At 57.0% G+C, this 13,623-nt stretch carries 12 protein-coding genes, 2 tRNA genes and 1 pseudogene; 8 read left to right on the forward strand and 7 right to left on the reverse strand.

Annotated elements, in window-relative coordinates; genetic code table 11:
• The first annotated feature begins 28 nt into the window (after positions 1-28).
• On the forward strand, positions 29-1,372 hold the full coding sequence (locus tag VEZ52_RS03565; RefSeq protein WP_324835564.1) for a deoxyguanosinetriphosphate triphosphohydrolase: 1,344 nt from the start codon (positions 29-31) through the stop codon (positions 1,370-1,372).
• 123 nt (positions 1,373-1,495) lie between these two features.
• Here VEZ52_RS03565 and VEZ52_RS03570 read toward each other — a convergent pair whose 3' ends face one another.
• Both VEZ52_RS03570 and VEZ52_RS03575 read right to left on the reverse strand, forming a co-directional pair.
• Positions 1,496-2,089, reverse strand: a complete 594-nt coding sequence (locus VEZ52_RS03570; protein ID WP_324835565.1) for an adenylyl-sulfate kinase — start codon at positions 2,087-2,089, stop codon at positions 1,496-1,498.
• Positions 2,090-2,348: 259 nt separating this feature from the next.
• Positions 2,349-3,338, reverse strand: a complete 990-nt coding sequence (locus VEZ52_RS03575) for an MBL fold metallo-hydrolase (protein WP_324835566.1) — start codon at positions 3,336-3,338, stop codon at positions 2,349-2,351.
• 214 nt (positions 3,339-3,552) lie between these two features.
• Between VEZ52_RS03575 and VEZ52_RS03580 the strand changes: the two genes are divergently transcribed.
• The 5 genes from VEZ52_RS03580 (at position 3,553) to VEZ52_RS03600 (ending at position 7,592) form a co-directional block, all read left to right on the forward strand.
• Positions 3,553-3,900: a helix-turn-helix domain-containing protein gene (locus VEZ52_RS03580; protein WP_324835567.1), complete on the forward strand. Its 348-nt coding sequence runs from the start codon at positions 3,553-3,555 to the stop codon at positions 3,898-3,900.
• 230 nt (positions 3,901-4,130) lie between these two features.
• Positions 4,131-4,727 carry a TetR/AcrR family transcriptional regulator gene (locus VEZ52_RS03585; RefSeq protein WP_324835568.1) on the forward strand — a complete coding sequence of 199 codons (597 nt, stop codon included), beginning with the start codon at positions 4,131-4,133 and terminating at the stop codon, positions 4,725-4,727.
• 78 nt (positions 4,728-4,805) lie between these two features.
• On the forward strand, positions 4,806-5,930 hold the full coding sequence (locus VEZ52_RS03590) for an ABC transporter permease (RefSeq protein ID WP_324835569.1): 1,125 nt from the start codon (positions 4,806-4,808) through the stop codon (positions 5,928-5,930).
• Positions 5,931-5,940: 10 nt separating this feature from the next.
• The gene (locus tag VEZ52_RS03595; RefSeq protein ID WP_324835570.1) at positions 5,941-6,636 is read left to right on the forward strand and encodes an ABC transporter ATP-binding protein; all 696 of its coding nucleotides are present in this window, start codon (positions 5,941-5,943) and stop codon (positions 6,634-6,636) included.
• A gap of 20 nt (positions 6,637-6,656) precedes the next feature.
• Entirely contained in the window at positions 6,657-7,592 is a 936-nt protein-coding gene (locus VEZ52_RS03600; RefSeq protein ID WP_324835571.1) for an HlyD family secretion protein, read from the forward strand.
• Positions 7,593-7,725: 133 nt separating this feature from the next.
• On the opposite strand, the gene VEZ52_RS03605 is transcribed toward VEZ52_RS03600, so the two are convergent.
• Positions 7,726-7,802: transfer RNA gene (locus tag VEZ52_RS03605), tRNA-Asp, on the reverse strand.
• Between the two features lie 11 nt (positions 7,803-7,813).
• Positions 7,814-7,889 (reverse strand) — tRNA-Val (locus VEZ52_RS03610).
• Between the two features lie 305 nt (positions 7,890-8,194).
• Here VEZ52_RS03610 and VEZ52_RS03615 point away from each other — a divergent pair.
• Positions 8,195-9,229: a polysaccharide deacetylase family protein gene (locus VEZ52_RS03615; protein ID WP_324835572.1), complete on the forward strand. Its 1,035-nt coding sequence runs from the start codon at positions 8,195-8,197 to the stop codon at positions 9,227-9,229.
• Positions 9,230-9,415: 186 nt separating this feature from the next.
• Here the strand turns inward: VEZ52_RS03615 and nspC are convergent, their stop codons facing one another.
• Together nspC and VEZ52_RS03625 are read right to left on the reverse strand one after the other, a co-directional pair.
• Positions 9,416-10,636 (reverse strand): carboxynorspermidine decarboxylase, encoded by a 1,221-nt coding sequence (gene nspC, locus VEZ52_RS03620; protein WP_324835573.1) that lies wholly within the window; start codon positions 10,634-10,636, stop codon positions 9,416-9,418.
• Positions 10,637-10,689: 53 nt separating this feature from the next.
• The gene (locus VEZ52_RS03625; RefSeq protein ID WP_324835574.1) at positions 10,690-11,934 is read right to left on the reverse strand and encodes a diguanylate cyclase; all 1,245 of its coding nucleotides are present in this window, start codon (positions 11,932-11,934) and stop codon (positions 10,690-10,692) included.
• Positions 11,935-12,358: 424 nt separating this feature from the next.
• Here VEZ52_RS03625 and VEZ52_RS03630 point away from each other — a divergent pair, with 424 nt between their 5' ends.
• Positions 12,359-13,195, forward strand: a complete 837-nt coding sequence (locus VEZ52_RS03630; protein WP_324835575.1) for a DMT family transporter — start codon at positions 12,359-12,361, stop codon at positions 13,193-13,195.
• Positions 13,196-13,434: 239 nt separating this feature from the next.
• On the opposite strand, the pseudogene VEZ52_RS03635 reads toward VEZ52_RS03630, so the two are convergent.
• Positions 13,435-13,623: pseudogene (locus VEZ52_RS03635) on the reverse strand (30S ribosomal protein S1); the annotation flags it as partial.

Here is a 13,623-nt window from a genome sequence, read left to right on the forward strand (position 1 = left end):
ATGCCGTACATGCAGGGGAGGAGGCATTATGAGCACATTCAAAGAGCAGTGGGCGCAACTGCTGGCCCCCAACCGCAAAACCGGCACGGGCATGAAGCTCGACACGCTGGACGCGGTGCGTAATCCCTTTCTGGTGGATTATGACCGGATCATCTTTTCCAGTTCCTTCCGCAGGCTGGCAAGAAAAACCCAGGTGCACCCGCTGGTGCGCAACGACCATATTCACAACCGCCTTACCCATTCGCTTGAAGTGAGTTGCGTGGGGCGTTCCCTTGGCCTTGGCGTGGGCGATGCCTTGCGGCGGCGCGGCGACCTGCCCGAAGGCTGCACACCTGACCACTTGGGCCAGATCATCCAGGCCGCCTGCCTGGCGCACGATATAGGCAACCCGCCCTTTGGCCATGCGGGCGAGGAGGCCATCCGCGACTGGTTCAAGGATTCCGTCAATAAAGAGCAGTATTTCAAAAATCTGCTGCCCGCAGAGTGGGCCGATTTTACGGCTTTTGACGGCAACGCCCAGGGCTTCCGCGTTATCAACGCGCTTGAAAACAACAAGGACAGGGGCGGTTTTCGTCTGACCTTCCCGGTCATTGCCGCTCTGGTGAAGTACCCGCGTTCCGCCTATGAAGCGCAGGGCGTGGGCAAGAGCAAGTTCAATTTCTATACGGCGGAGCGCGATCTTTTTGCCGAGATATTCGGCGCGATGGGGCTTGCGGAAGGCACGGGCTGGCGCAGGCATCCGCTTTCATATCTGTTGGAAGCGGCGGACGACATCTGCTACCGCATTATCGACATGGAAGACGCGCGCGAGTTGCGCATCATCACCTATGCTGATTTTAAGGCCGCCATGACGCCCTTGCTGGATGTGAACTGTCTGGACGATCCGCGCCTTGATTCCATGGATTCCGACCGCAGACGCACCAGCATGTTGCGCACCACGGCTATGGGCCGCATGATACCGTCCATCACGCAGACGTTCATGGACAATTACGAAGCCATCATGGAAGGGCGGCTTGAGGGCTGCCTGCTGAACCACGCCCGCGAGGATGTGGCCGGGTTCATGCGTGAGGCGGGGCGGGTTTTTAACAGCAAGATAATGAACAACCCGCAAAAGACGGCGTTGGAAATCGGCACTTACACGCTCTATCGACGGTTGCTCGATGTGTTCATTCCTGCCTGCTTCAACTTCACCAAGGGCAATGCCATGAGCTACCAGGAAACACGCGCCCTCACGCTCATGGGAGCCAATGCCCCGAGCAGGGAAGACAGCCTGTATATGGCCTATCTGCGGGTGCTGGATTTTGTGTCCGGCATGACGGACGACTACGCGGCGTTCATTTCGCAGCAGTTCTCCGGCACAGCGGGGCGGTGAGCCTCCGCGGTCAAGAGCGCAAGCTCACTGATAATTAAGGATGCCGCGCAATACGTGCCTTGGGCATGTGCTGCGCGGCATCTTTCGCCGAACCTGTCTATGCAGGTTGTCAGGTGCGCCCCGTTAAAGGGCTATGGCGGCATTCATAAACGGCCCCGAAGCCTGCGGCAACATGCGGCGCCCGGTGTCTGCCCATTCGCGGTCTTGCGCGAGGGCGTCCAGCGTGAGGTCGCGCAGTTGCTCATAGCATTCCACCAGCGAATACCTGTCGGTATCAATGATGCAGTGGGGGCTACGGGGTTCGTCAAAAGCGTCAAAAACTGAATCCAGGGTCGAAAGGTCGCCGCGTTCAGCCTTGGCATACAAGCCTTTGGCATCGCGCTGCACCAAAGTTTGCAGTGAGCAGCGCACCCATACCTCGCGGTACATGGGCAGCATGGCCCGGTTGCTCTGGCGCATGCTCTCGTATGGGGTGGCGGCGGCGACCACGCATACTTTGCCCTGCGCCTGCATGCCCAGCGCGTAATCGCGCAGGATATCGGTATTGCGCACGCGATCCTCAGGGGTAGCGGCGGACAGTCCGTTGCTGCGGCAGAAGGTGTCGGCGTCGATGAATTCAACGTCAAAGCCCTGCCCGTCAAGATACAGGCGCAGCAGTGAACCAAGAGTGGTTTTTCCACTGCCGGAAAGTCCCAGCAACCAGATTGTCGGCGTCATACTGTCCTCGCTTGCTTGCAGTGCGGTTATGCGTGTGGCAAACCTGCAATTGCTTATGCAAATTATCTGCCAATGCTAAATTTTTCAGTAAGTTTATGTCATTAAGGATACCCAATATTGGGGGAGTGCGGCAATTTTGACAGTGTTGGCACCATTCCGCCTTGGGCAATCCCTCGCGGGATCACCCAAGGCATTTACGCGTGCAAACACAAGCTGTGAGGTGTGAGGCTGGTTTGTGGCTGGCAAGAGAAGATCATTGTTATTTTGCAGGACTCGGGACGGCATCGTTGACATAGGGGATGGGGAACCACTGATACCCCTGCCCCGCCTTGCCCACGTGCCCAATACCGGGAAAAGAAATATGCGCTCCAGCCACAAGGTGCCCCTTTGCTGCGGCTTCTGCAAAAAGACGCTGCCTCTGCCTGACGGCTCCCTCCGGGTCAAAGTCGTACTCAATAGCCGTATCCGGCAGGGGAAACTGCGCCTCGGCAACATGAACCGTATCTCCCCAGAACAACAATTTTTCACCGTTGCTTTCGAGCAGGTAACAGGTGTGACCAGGAGTGTGCCCCGGTGCGGCCACGGCGTATATCCCGGGCAGCACCATTTGGCCCGCTTCAAACCGTGCCACCTTGCCTGCACTGAGGTAGGGGGCCAGCGATTCCTGCCCCTTCACAAACATGGCTCTGAAATATTCCGGCGATTTTTCCATTTGGGCAGCGCTGAGCCAGAATTCGGCCTCAACGCGGTTCACATGCACGGTGGCGGTGGGAAAAATTCTTTTGCCGTCCACCGTGAGTCCGCCAGAGTGGTCGCCGTGGATGTGCGTGAGCAGAACGTCCGTGATATCGCCGGGCTTAAATCCGGCCCCCTCAAGGCTGGCTGCAAGTTTGTTTACGGTCGGGCCGAGCAGCTTGCCGGAGCCAGTGTCCACGAGTATGCGCCGGTTTTGGACGAGGATAAGAAAGGCGTTGACTGAGGTAGGTCTGGGCGAGGGCACATACGCTTTTTTAAGGGCATCTTCTACCTGATCCTGTTTGGCACTGACCAGCCGTGCGTTGCTGTTCAATGTGCCATCAGAAATTGCCGCCACATGCACATCCCCCAGTTGCAACCAATAGTAGCCCGCCTGTCTGTAAAACGGCGCGGGGGGCGGCGTAGCTGCAAGCGAAGGCTGCGGCAACAGCGCCGCGCCGGGCAAAACAAGTGAAGCGACTGCTGCCTGTTGAAGAAACTGGCGTCTGTTCATACGACCTCCTGTTGCGCTGGGATCACCTGGGGCAAGGATGCAGCGCATGCATGCTTGAATGCTCTCTAGCCCCAGTATATGTTTGGTTTAGCGGAATGCATACGCGCATTGTTCGTTAGTTCCGTTTTTATGAACAATTAGGGAGGGTGTCAATATCACCTGTACACAGGTTGACGTCTGCGCCGTCCTCTTGCCTTTATACCAGGAAAAAATGATGAAAACCCTGCACCATCCGGCTGTTGAAGACGTAACGGTCGAAGGTCTCCTGCACGCCCTTTCTGATCCTGTGCGCGTACAGATTCTCAAGGAAATCATACGCTCAAATTCGCCCAAAACATGTTCTGACTTCCTGAACATGCCGGACAGGGCCATACCCAAGTCGACCCTTTCGCAGCATTTCAGAATATTGCGCGAGGCTGGCCTGATCCGCAGCGAGAGAAGCGGTGTTGCGCTCAAGAATACTCCGCGTTGCCAGGAATTGCAGCCCAGATTTGGCCGGATGATAGCTGAAATTCTGGCGGCATATGCCGAGGAGTACGGCAAGAAAAATGCGGATGAATAGAGCCGGATGGAAAGACGGCATAATTGAAGGCTGACATCGGTTCAACCGTGAGCCCTCAAGCATGGTTCTAGGGCAGATAAAGCATCTCCCCGAGGCGAGTCTGTTTTCGCCAATCAACAAGGTTTGAATGGTATTGTCGGTTGGATGAAGTATGGCTGTTGACATGCGGGTAAAGAATTTATAATAGGAGTGAGCGCTTCGTTTATTAATTTAGGTTCAGGAGACCTCCCATGGCCCGACCAAAAAATGAAAAGCTTGAAATCCAGCGGCGCGAGGAAATTTTGCAGGCTGCGGCCCGCGTGTTCCGGGCCAAGGGCTTTCACCTTGCCAGAACGGAAGACATCTGTATCGAGGCCGGAACAAGCGCGGGAACACTGTTTCGTTATTTCAAATCGAAGAAAGAAATCATCGAGGCTATCGTTGAGGCAGAAATGAAGGCCAACGACGAGGATTTGTTTGCTCTGGCCCAGCGCCAGGCCGTAGAGGGGCTGGCCACGCTGACGGCAGAAGAATTACAAGAAATGCTACGTCCCGGCGGGTACGGGCTGGCAACAGAGAGCTGGCTTGAACTCTCTCGCAGTCCGGAAGGCAGAAAGGAGCTCGCCACTTCATCTGCCAAGCTGGAAGCGGCCCTTGCCGCTCTGCTGGCGCAAGGGCAGGCCGAAGGCTGGGTGCGCCGCGATCTCAACGCCAAGGGTGCTGCCAACCTGTTGCTTATTGTGTATACCGGGGTGCAATTTGATGCAGACCTCGGGATGGATATCGATTACGAGGCCTCGGCTCAAGCCATCTCAGACCTTATCAAAAGCTTTATTCTGACCGGCTAGGTTTATCCGCAACATTTTGTGCTGTGCGGATGTCAGTTTAATAAGATGACGGAGTACTCCGTTTATAATGAGGCATGCATGGTTTCCATCGCGCGTTCGAGCCTTTTATACGAGTGGCGGCGCTATCTGGCTGCAGTGCTGGCTGTTACCTTTGCCGGCCTTTTGACTGTGGTGCAGCTCGCCCTATTACTTGGTTTGTTCAATACGGTGTCTGTTCCGCTGGATCAGTCAACGGCAGAACTGTGGATTGGTTTTCGCAACACTGCAAGTGTGGATCTTGGCCGGGCTGTGAGCCAGAGCGCCGACACCAGAGCCTGGATGCATCCGGGCGTTGCCTATGTTGAAAGATTTGTCAGCGCTTACGGCGATCTGCGAAGGGCAGATGGCGTGCCTGTCTCCGTGATTATCAACGGCATTGATACAAGCGGGGAAGCCTCGGCCTTTTCGCGGCTGCTCACGCCAAGGCAGCGTGCCTTGCTGCGCGAACCCGATGCAGTGCTCGTTGACGTGGCAGATGCAAACAAACTTGGCGCAGAGGACAGCACTCTGGTGGAAATCAACGGCAAGAGGGCGCGCATCGTCGGCACAATCAAGGGGCTGCGTGCCATTGGCGGTGTGAACATGCTGGCCTCGTTTGCTACGGCACGGCGGCTTGCTCCAGAAACTGCCAACCAGACAACGTATTACATGGTGCGTCTCAAGCCTGGCTTTGCCGCGGAACTGGTGCAGAAGGAAATTGCTGATTCTGGCCTTGTTTCGCGCTACAGCGTGTGGCAGGCTCAGGATTTTTCTGTTCAGTCCCAGGTTTACTGGCTTTTTGAATCAGGCAGTGGTGTGGGGACTGGCTTTGCTTCCTTGCTTGCCCTGCTTGTGGGCGTGGCAATCACCAGTCAGACACTTTCAGCGGCCATCACCGCGTCTATCAAAGAATTTGCGGCATTGCGGGCTTTGGGAGTGTCCAGGCACAGCCTGCGTTGCGTGGTCATCGAGCAGGCTGCCTGGATTGGTTTTATTGGACTGCTGCTCACGGCTGCGCTCACCGTTGCCATTGCCCTGTTGGGCGAGAGCGCCAATATCGCCATGGCTTTTCCTGTCTGGCTGCTGGCAGGGAATGCCTTGATCATGATGGCCATTGCTGTTGGTTCCGGTCTGCTTGCGCTTAAACCTTTGCTCAACACCGAGCCTGTCACGCTTTTGCGCTAGGAGCCTTGCAGTGTCCAAAATCCCTACATTACAGGCCACGGACATATCAAAGGCCTTTGTTTCAGGCAGTATCTCGCAGCAGGTGATCAAACAGAGTTCGCTCGATGTGTTCTCAGGTGAACTCACCCTGCTTGTGGGGCCTTCCGGTTCAGGAAAAAGCACCATGCTTTCCATGCTGTCTGGCCTGCTGCACCCAGATACCGGAAGCGTGATGGCTCTTGGCACCAAATTGTGGAGCCTGGGTGAAAAGGAACTGGATATGTTCCGTCTGGAACATTGCGGGTTCATCTTCCAGGGCTTCAATCTTTTCGGCTCGCTAAGCGCATTGGATAACGTAATCCTGCCCCTCCAGTATATGGGCATCCAGGGGGAGGAGGCCAGAGACAGAGCGAGGCAGGCTCTGGAAGAAGTTGGGCTTGGCGGGCGTTGCCATTTGCGGCCCCTTGAACTTTCTGGCGGCGAAAAACAGCGCGTTGCCATAGCCCGCGCGCTTGTCAAAAGGCCGCAGATGATTTTTGCCGATGAACCAACCTCTGCCCTTGATAAAGCCAACAGCGAAACCGTCATAACCCTGCTTCAAAGCATAGCCGGACAGCACAACGCAACCGTGCTGGGCGTCACGCATGACCCGCGTCTGCTTTCCCACGCCGACAGGGTTATTCATCTTGAAGACGGCATTTTGAAGCAGGATCACCGTAATCCGTAAGTAATTTCCGTGGAGTACAAATGAACAGTCTTAGCGTGCGTGCAAAAAAAATGTGCGGAGCCGTGCTCTGCATCATACTGTGCGTGTTCTGGGGGTCTTTGCTGGCAGCCGGTCAGGGGGAGGAAATGCCTTCTGCCCCAATCGCGGAGGTGCTGGCCAGCGCCAAGGGCCGTGTGGATGTGGAAGGGGGCGTGATCAAGCTTGCCGCGCGCAGGGACGGCGTAATTACCGCTGTGATGGCCGAGGAAGGGGAAACTGTGCAGGCTGGCCGAGTGCTGGCTTGTCTGGATGACAGCCTCGCGCGCAACAGGCTGAATCTTGCAGAGCAGGAGTTGAGGCATACAGAGCTTCAGGTGCGGCGCAACGAAATCGTGGTGCGGGCGGCGCAGAGGGAACTGGAACGTCTGCGACCCATGATTAAGACCAGGGCTGTGGCCATGCGCGAATTTGATCAGGCGGGTGATGCCCTTGTGGTGGCTGAAGTCGATCTGCGCAGTAGTATTGCCGCAGTGGAGGTGGCCCGTGCCCGCGTAGTGGTCGCGCAGAATGAGGTCAACGAGTACAGGATTGTTGCGCCGCTTGATGGCCGCATTGTGCAGCGGCAGGCGCGGCCGGGTAACGGGGTGAGTACCTTGAATGTTACCCCCCTGTTCAGCTTTGTGCCCAATAGCCCATTGATTGTTCGGGCAGAACTGGACGAGCAGTATTTGTCGCAAGCCTCGCCGGGGCAGCATGTACTTATTGTGCCCGAGAGCGATCAGTTCCGCACGATGAACGGCACAGTGCTGCGCATAGGCAGGGTAGTGGGCCAGCGCCTGCCGCCGGAAGATCCGGCAGAAAAGCAAGACACAAGGGTTGTAGAAGTGGTGACGACCCTTGAGGCGGACAGCCTGCTGATAGGACAAAGGGTCGTTGTGCGGTTCCTTGCAGACGGCGGGAGCAGCCGCAAGGACTGAAGGCGAGGCCCCAAGGCTTTCATAATGGATAAGAACAGGGCCGCCCGCAACTGCGAGCGGCCCTTAAATTTATTGTGGGTGGGCTACAGATAAAAGAAACGGGAGGTCAGTGATCTGACCTCCCGGTGACTTCTGGCGGAGCGGAAGGGACTCGAACCCTCGGCCTCCGGCGTGACAGGCCGGCGTTATAACCGACTTAACTACCGCTCCGTTTTTTGGGATGGTGGGCAGTACAGGACTTGAACCTGTGGCCCCCGCCGTGTGAAGGCGGTGCTCTACCAGCTGAGCTAACTGCCCCCCCGGCGAAGATGAGTTCTACGCAAACACACCTTCAGAGTCAAGCGAAAAAAATAAAGTAAAAAAATTTTTACAAAGCAAAAATTTTAATATGCTGATTTTTAAGAAAAAGTTGAAAAAATGCCCCATTATGTCCTTTTGCTTGTGTTGCGGTGCTTCTTGGGGAGTGCTAGACCTCCCTTAGCACATTACAGATCGCTGAACGCCGCTGTTTTCGCGCTTCCGGCGCAAAAGCAGCACTGTGGATGCGCCGCCGTGGAGGCGGTTTTCTGTTTTGGGCAATTCGCTGTTGAGGCACAAGAGAAATGAGATTTTTTTTCAAGCAGATATGTCTGGCGGCCTGCTTTTTTGCAGTTGGGCTTGCTGCCCAGTCGGCGCTGGCGCGTGTGGTGGAAGGCAACACCATTATGGATCAACCCATGCGGGAGAACCTGTGCGCCCTTACCTTTGATGACGGCCCGTCGATAAACACGCCGCATCTGCTGGACATGCTGGGAGAATACGGCATCCCCGCCACTTTTTTCATGTTGGGCAACCAGGCTGAGCGCCATCCCGACATCGTAAAGCGCGTCATTGCCGAGGGGCATGAGGTGGGCAACCACTCCTATTCGCACCCCAATCTGCGCGTGGTCAGCCTTGCCCGCAAAGAAGAAGAACTGCGGCGCACAGATACCATCTTGCGCAACCTCGGGGCCTCGCCCCAGTTCATGCGCCCGCCCTATGGCTCGTATGACGCTTCTACTGAAAAAGTTGCGGCCGGTCTTGGGCTTTCCCTCATGCTCTGGTCCATGGACAGCCGCGACTGGCAGCGCCTGCCAGACAATTACGCCACCCTGCGCAACAACAGGGGCACGGTCTACGCGCCGGGTACCCTGCGCGGTATCTTTTTGTTCCACGATTCGCACAAGCGCACTGTGGACGACCTGCCGCGCATCATTCGTGATCTGCGCGCTGGCGGTTGCCAGCGTTTTGTGACCGTGACCGACTATCTTGAGGGGCTTATGGACCCTGAACCCGGCCTGCTCATGACGCGCGTCAAGCGTGGCGCACCCGGCGTGGATGAGCCTCCCATGGTTGCCCGGCATCAGGTTGAAGGCGTGCATCAGTCAGAAGAACTGCCGCCGCACAGCTTCCCTGCCGGGTCGGCTGATATTCCTCTGGCGCGCAGCAGCACCCCCTGGCAACTGGAGGAGAGCCCAAGTCCGGAGATGGCAGGGCAGGTCGCATTGCCGGGCACTGCCGCGCATCCCGCGCAGGATGCTCCCCAGCCTTCCGGCAGCAGCGCAGTCCAGCCGAGAGATGGTTCTGCCCTTTCCCCGGCTCAGGCTCCTGCCTCCTGATGCGGGAGTAATGTTTCTTTTGACATTGCTCTGCCAAAGGCGTGTAATTTAGCTATGGCATGAGAGCATGCCTCCAGATTTTCCACTGTCCTCCCCCCCACAGGGAAGTACAAATGAAAGGCCCGGATCAACATCCGGGCCTTTCTGCTTTCTAAAATAGAATAATTCGGGGACAGTTTCGTCCGCTTATGAAAGCCGCGTTCTAAAATCCTGGTAGCCAAATTCCCGCAACATGCGAAAGCGCGTGTCGCCCGCCGCATCGGCTTCGCAAATGCCGATGGATGGCAGGCGCAGGCCGTTGAATGTGGTGGTTTTGACCATGCTGTAAATAGCCATGTCTTCAAATACCAGCCGCTGGCCGGGCACAAGAGGCGCGTTGAAAGAATATTCGCCGGCCACATCGCCCGCCAGGCAGGATTTTCCGGCAAGGCGGCATGTCCATGCCTGTTCCCCGGCCTCGCCCGCCAGTTCGGCCACATTTGCAGATTCGTAGCGCACACGCGGACGGTAGGGCATTTCGATGACATCGGGCATGTGGCAGGGAACGCCGATATCAAGAATGGCCACAGGCATGTCGGCCTGCACCACATCCAGCACGGTTGCCACAAGCCAGCCTGCGTCCAGAGCCACAGCCTCGCCCGGCTCAAGGTATATCTGCGCGTTGTAGCGGTCATGCCAGTCGTTCAGGCAACGGCAAAGCAGATCGAGATCATAACCGGGTTTGGTGATGTGGTGCCCGCCGCCAAAGTTGATCCAGCGGCACTGCGGCAGCCACTGCCCAAAATGGCGCTCAACTGCCGTCAGGGTGCGCTCAAGGGCGTCTGCCCCCTGTTCGCACAGTGTGTGGAAATGAAGCCCGGAAATGCCCTCCAGAGCCGCAGGATCAAAGTCCTTGGGTCTGATGCCCAGGCGGGAGCCAGGCGAGCAGGGATTGTAAATGGCGGCTGCGCCTTCGGAATGTTCAGGGTTGATGCGCAGGCCGCACTGAATCTGGCGGTCCGGGCAGCGACTCTTGTTCTGCATGGCCACTGCGGGGGCGAATTCGCGCCACTGGGCAATGGAGTTGAATACCAGGTGATCCACAAGGGTGAGCAGTTCGGCCATCTCGCGCCGGTTCCAGGCAGCGGCAAAGGCGTGCACCTCGCCGCCAAAGTCCTCCCGTGCCAGCCGTGCTTCGTCCACGGAGCTTGCGCAGGCTCCCCACAAGGGGCCTTGCCCCTTGGTGCGCGAAAGGAGCGGAAAAGTTGCCCAGGCTGCGTATCCCTTGAGCGCAAGAAGAATCTTGGCCCCGGTGCGCTCCTGAACTGCGCCCAGAGTGGCGGCATTGGCCAGCAGCTGCGCTTCGTCCAGAACAAAACAGGGAGAAGGAATGCGGGCCGGATCGAACAGAAGGTTCTGGCAGTGCATGGATGTTCCTTTGAACAAAGAGAGTTTCAGTATGGTGTCGCGTCCGCGCTGGCTTATGCTTGCCAGATAAAGCGGTCGCGCCCTTCCCGTTTGGCTGTGTAGAGTTGGGCATCGGCCGCGTTGATGAGCGATTCGAGATCGCTGGCCTTTTGCTCGGCCATGCCGATGGAAACTGAAATGGCTATGCTGAGCGCGCCGATCTGCACTGGTTTTGAACTAACGGAAGTGCGAAAATTTTCAAGCCTTCGGGCAAAGTCGTTTTTATCCATGCTCGGCGCGACCACGCAAAACTCTTCGCCGCCGTAGCGTCCGCATATGTAGGGCTCGGGAAATTCGTCGCGCAGCATGCCGCCAAGCTGCCGCAGGGCGATATCGCCCGCTAGGTGCCCGTAACGGTCATTGACCTGCTTGAAATAATCCACATCAATCATGGCGGCGGCCAGGGGCCGACGCTCTTTTCTTGCCTCGGCCACAGCCTCTTGCGCCTCAGAGAAAAACTGACGGCGCACCAGCAGGTTGGTGAGGGCATCGCGCTCTGCAAGGGCGCGGTTTTTGCGGATAAGATCCTGAATGTCAAGATTCATGGAAATACGGCACAAAAGTTCCTCAAAGGAGGATGTCTTGAACACGTAATCGTTGGCACCTGAACGCAGAAATTGCGCTCCCGCGTCCGTACCCACAGAAATGACAATGATGGACAGCTCGTCCATGGTGTGGGTTTTGCGGATGGCGGCGGTGAGCTTGATGCCGTCCATGCCGGGCATGTAGTGGTCTGCCAGCACAACGCGTATGGCGGGATGCTCCTTGAGGATTTGCAGGGCTTCCAGGCCGTTGCTTGCCGTGTAAGCCGTGATGCGCTGACGCCGCAGCAACTCGGATACCTGCATACACCAGAGGTTGGAATCGTCCACAATCAGGGCTTCAACGCCGCTGTTGGCGCGCAGGCGGCTCACCACGCGCATGAGGTACATCATGTCATCGGGGGTACGCTTGACGATATAGTCGGTAACACCCTGCAGCATGAGGCGTTTATAGATGTCTTCGTCAAAATGGGCGCTGACAACCACCACGGGGATGTTCCAGGCAAGGATGGCAGGGACAATTTCGCCGTTGGGAGCATCGGGCAGGTTGAGGTCGCAAAGAGCGAGAAAGTACTGCGAAGGATTGTCCTCCAGCAGTTTCAAGGCCTGCTGGCGGTTCTCGGCGCATTCGTAAGAAAGCCCCAATTGTTCCTTGAGATTGTGCGCCATAAAGCGCGCTGTTGTCCGGCTGTCTTCAACGATGAGAACTTTCTGCATGTTTGCTTCCGCATGGGGGATTGGTTTGGGGCAGGATAAAAAAATTGCGCCGTGCAAGAGTGCGGAACCTGCGCGGCGGCTGTGAATTTTAATCGTATTGATTTTTGCTCTTGCAGTCAAAAGAGATAAAGGCTTTTGCGTGTTATATTTGCAGGACGCTCACTGCACAGCATAGTCGGCGAAACAGCGGGCCAAGGCAGCTGGAACGATTGCCTGCCGCAGTTCTGCTCACGATAGCACGCAACATGGTCTGCGCGAAGGGATTTGCCCTTTTGCACGGGCACAGAATCGCGTTGTCAATTGTAGGCGCATTGCCGCAATGTATGTGGCTTGCATGGGGCGTATGCCTTCACGCTATTGCCCCTTTTGCGTGGGGGGGGCGGCGCGGCCTTGGCATTCACGCGGCAAAAAGGTAGCAATGCCCATGTCCCCATCAATATTGCTCGCCATTCTCTTTGCCGCATTTCTGCACGCGCTTTGGAATATTATTGTCAAAAGCGGTGAGAACAAGCTGTTTGAAACTGGATTGAACGCCTTTGGCGCTTGCGTGGGCGCGTTGTGCCTGTTGCCTTTTTTGCCGTCTCTGCCGCAGGCTGCGTGGCCTTACCTTGGCATGTCGTGCCTGTGCCATCTTGGGTATTACATCTGCATTTCTGCCGCATATGAGCGGGTAGACATGTCTTTTGCCTACACCATAATGCGCGGATGCGCGCCCTTGCTCACCTCGCTGGCCCTGCTGGCCTTTGGCGTGAACATGTCTGTGGGCGCATGGTGCGGCGTGCTTACGCTTTGCGCGGGGATTCTGTGCCTTGCCACGGACAATATGCGCCGAGGCTATGGCTGGAGCGAAGTTTTTATTTCGCTTCGCACGTCATGCGTCATTATGGGGTACACGCTGGCGGACGGCCTTGGTGCGCGCGAAAGCGGCAACGCTGCCACTTACACCACCTGGATTTTTTTGATCAACGCGCTCCCCGTACATGTTTACATCCTGTGGCGGCATGGCTGGAGCTACGTAAGCTATGCCCGTAAGCGGCTCGCTGTCGGCACGTTTGGCGGGTTTGCGAGCATGGGGTCATACGGCATTGCCCTGTGGGCCATGACCCTTGCGCCTATCGCTGTTGTAGCGGCCCTGCGCGAGACCTCGGTGATCTTTGGCATGCTGCTGGCCATGTGGCTGCTGCACGAGCGCTTTACGCCCTTGCGCGGATTTTCTGTGCTGCTGGTTGTTGGTGGCGCCGCACTGCTCAAGCTGGCTTGACCAGCGGGTTGCAGGCAGGCTCGGTGATCATGACGGTTATTATGTGAGCCAGCCTTGGCTGAAGGCGGGCATGTCCAGCCCGTGCGGCGTTAGTTTTGCCACTGGGCAAGGCGTCAACCCCGTGTGGAGACCACGGGTACGTCCCGGCTTGATAGACCCTCGCGGTCTGTTGCTGGCAGGCAACAAGAAAGGGCGCTCCCTTGCGGGAACGCCCTTTTGTATTTTGAAGCAGAAACAGACTAGCTGTTTTCGCTTTCTTCAAACTTCTGCTTGAGCAGGTCGCCCAGGCTCTGACCGGCTTCTTGCGGGCCGGAATGGAATTCCTTGGGCTTGCGGCGTTCTTCTTCGTCCTTGATCTGCTTGATGGACAGGCCCAGACGGCGCTCTTCAGCGCTGACATGGATGACCTTGGCCTGGATTTCCTGGCC

It is taken from the genome of Desulfovibrio sp., assembly GCF_035644575.1.
Classification (GTDB): domain Bacteria; phylum Desulfobacterota; class Desulfovibrionia; order Desulfovibrionales; family Desulfovibrionaceae; genus Desulfovibrio.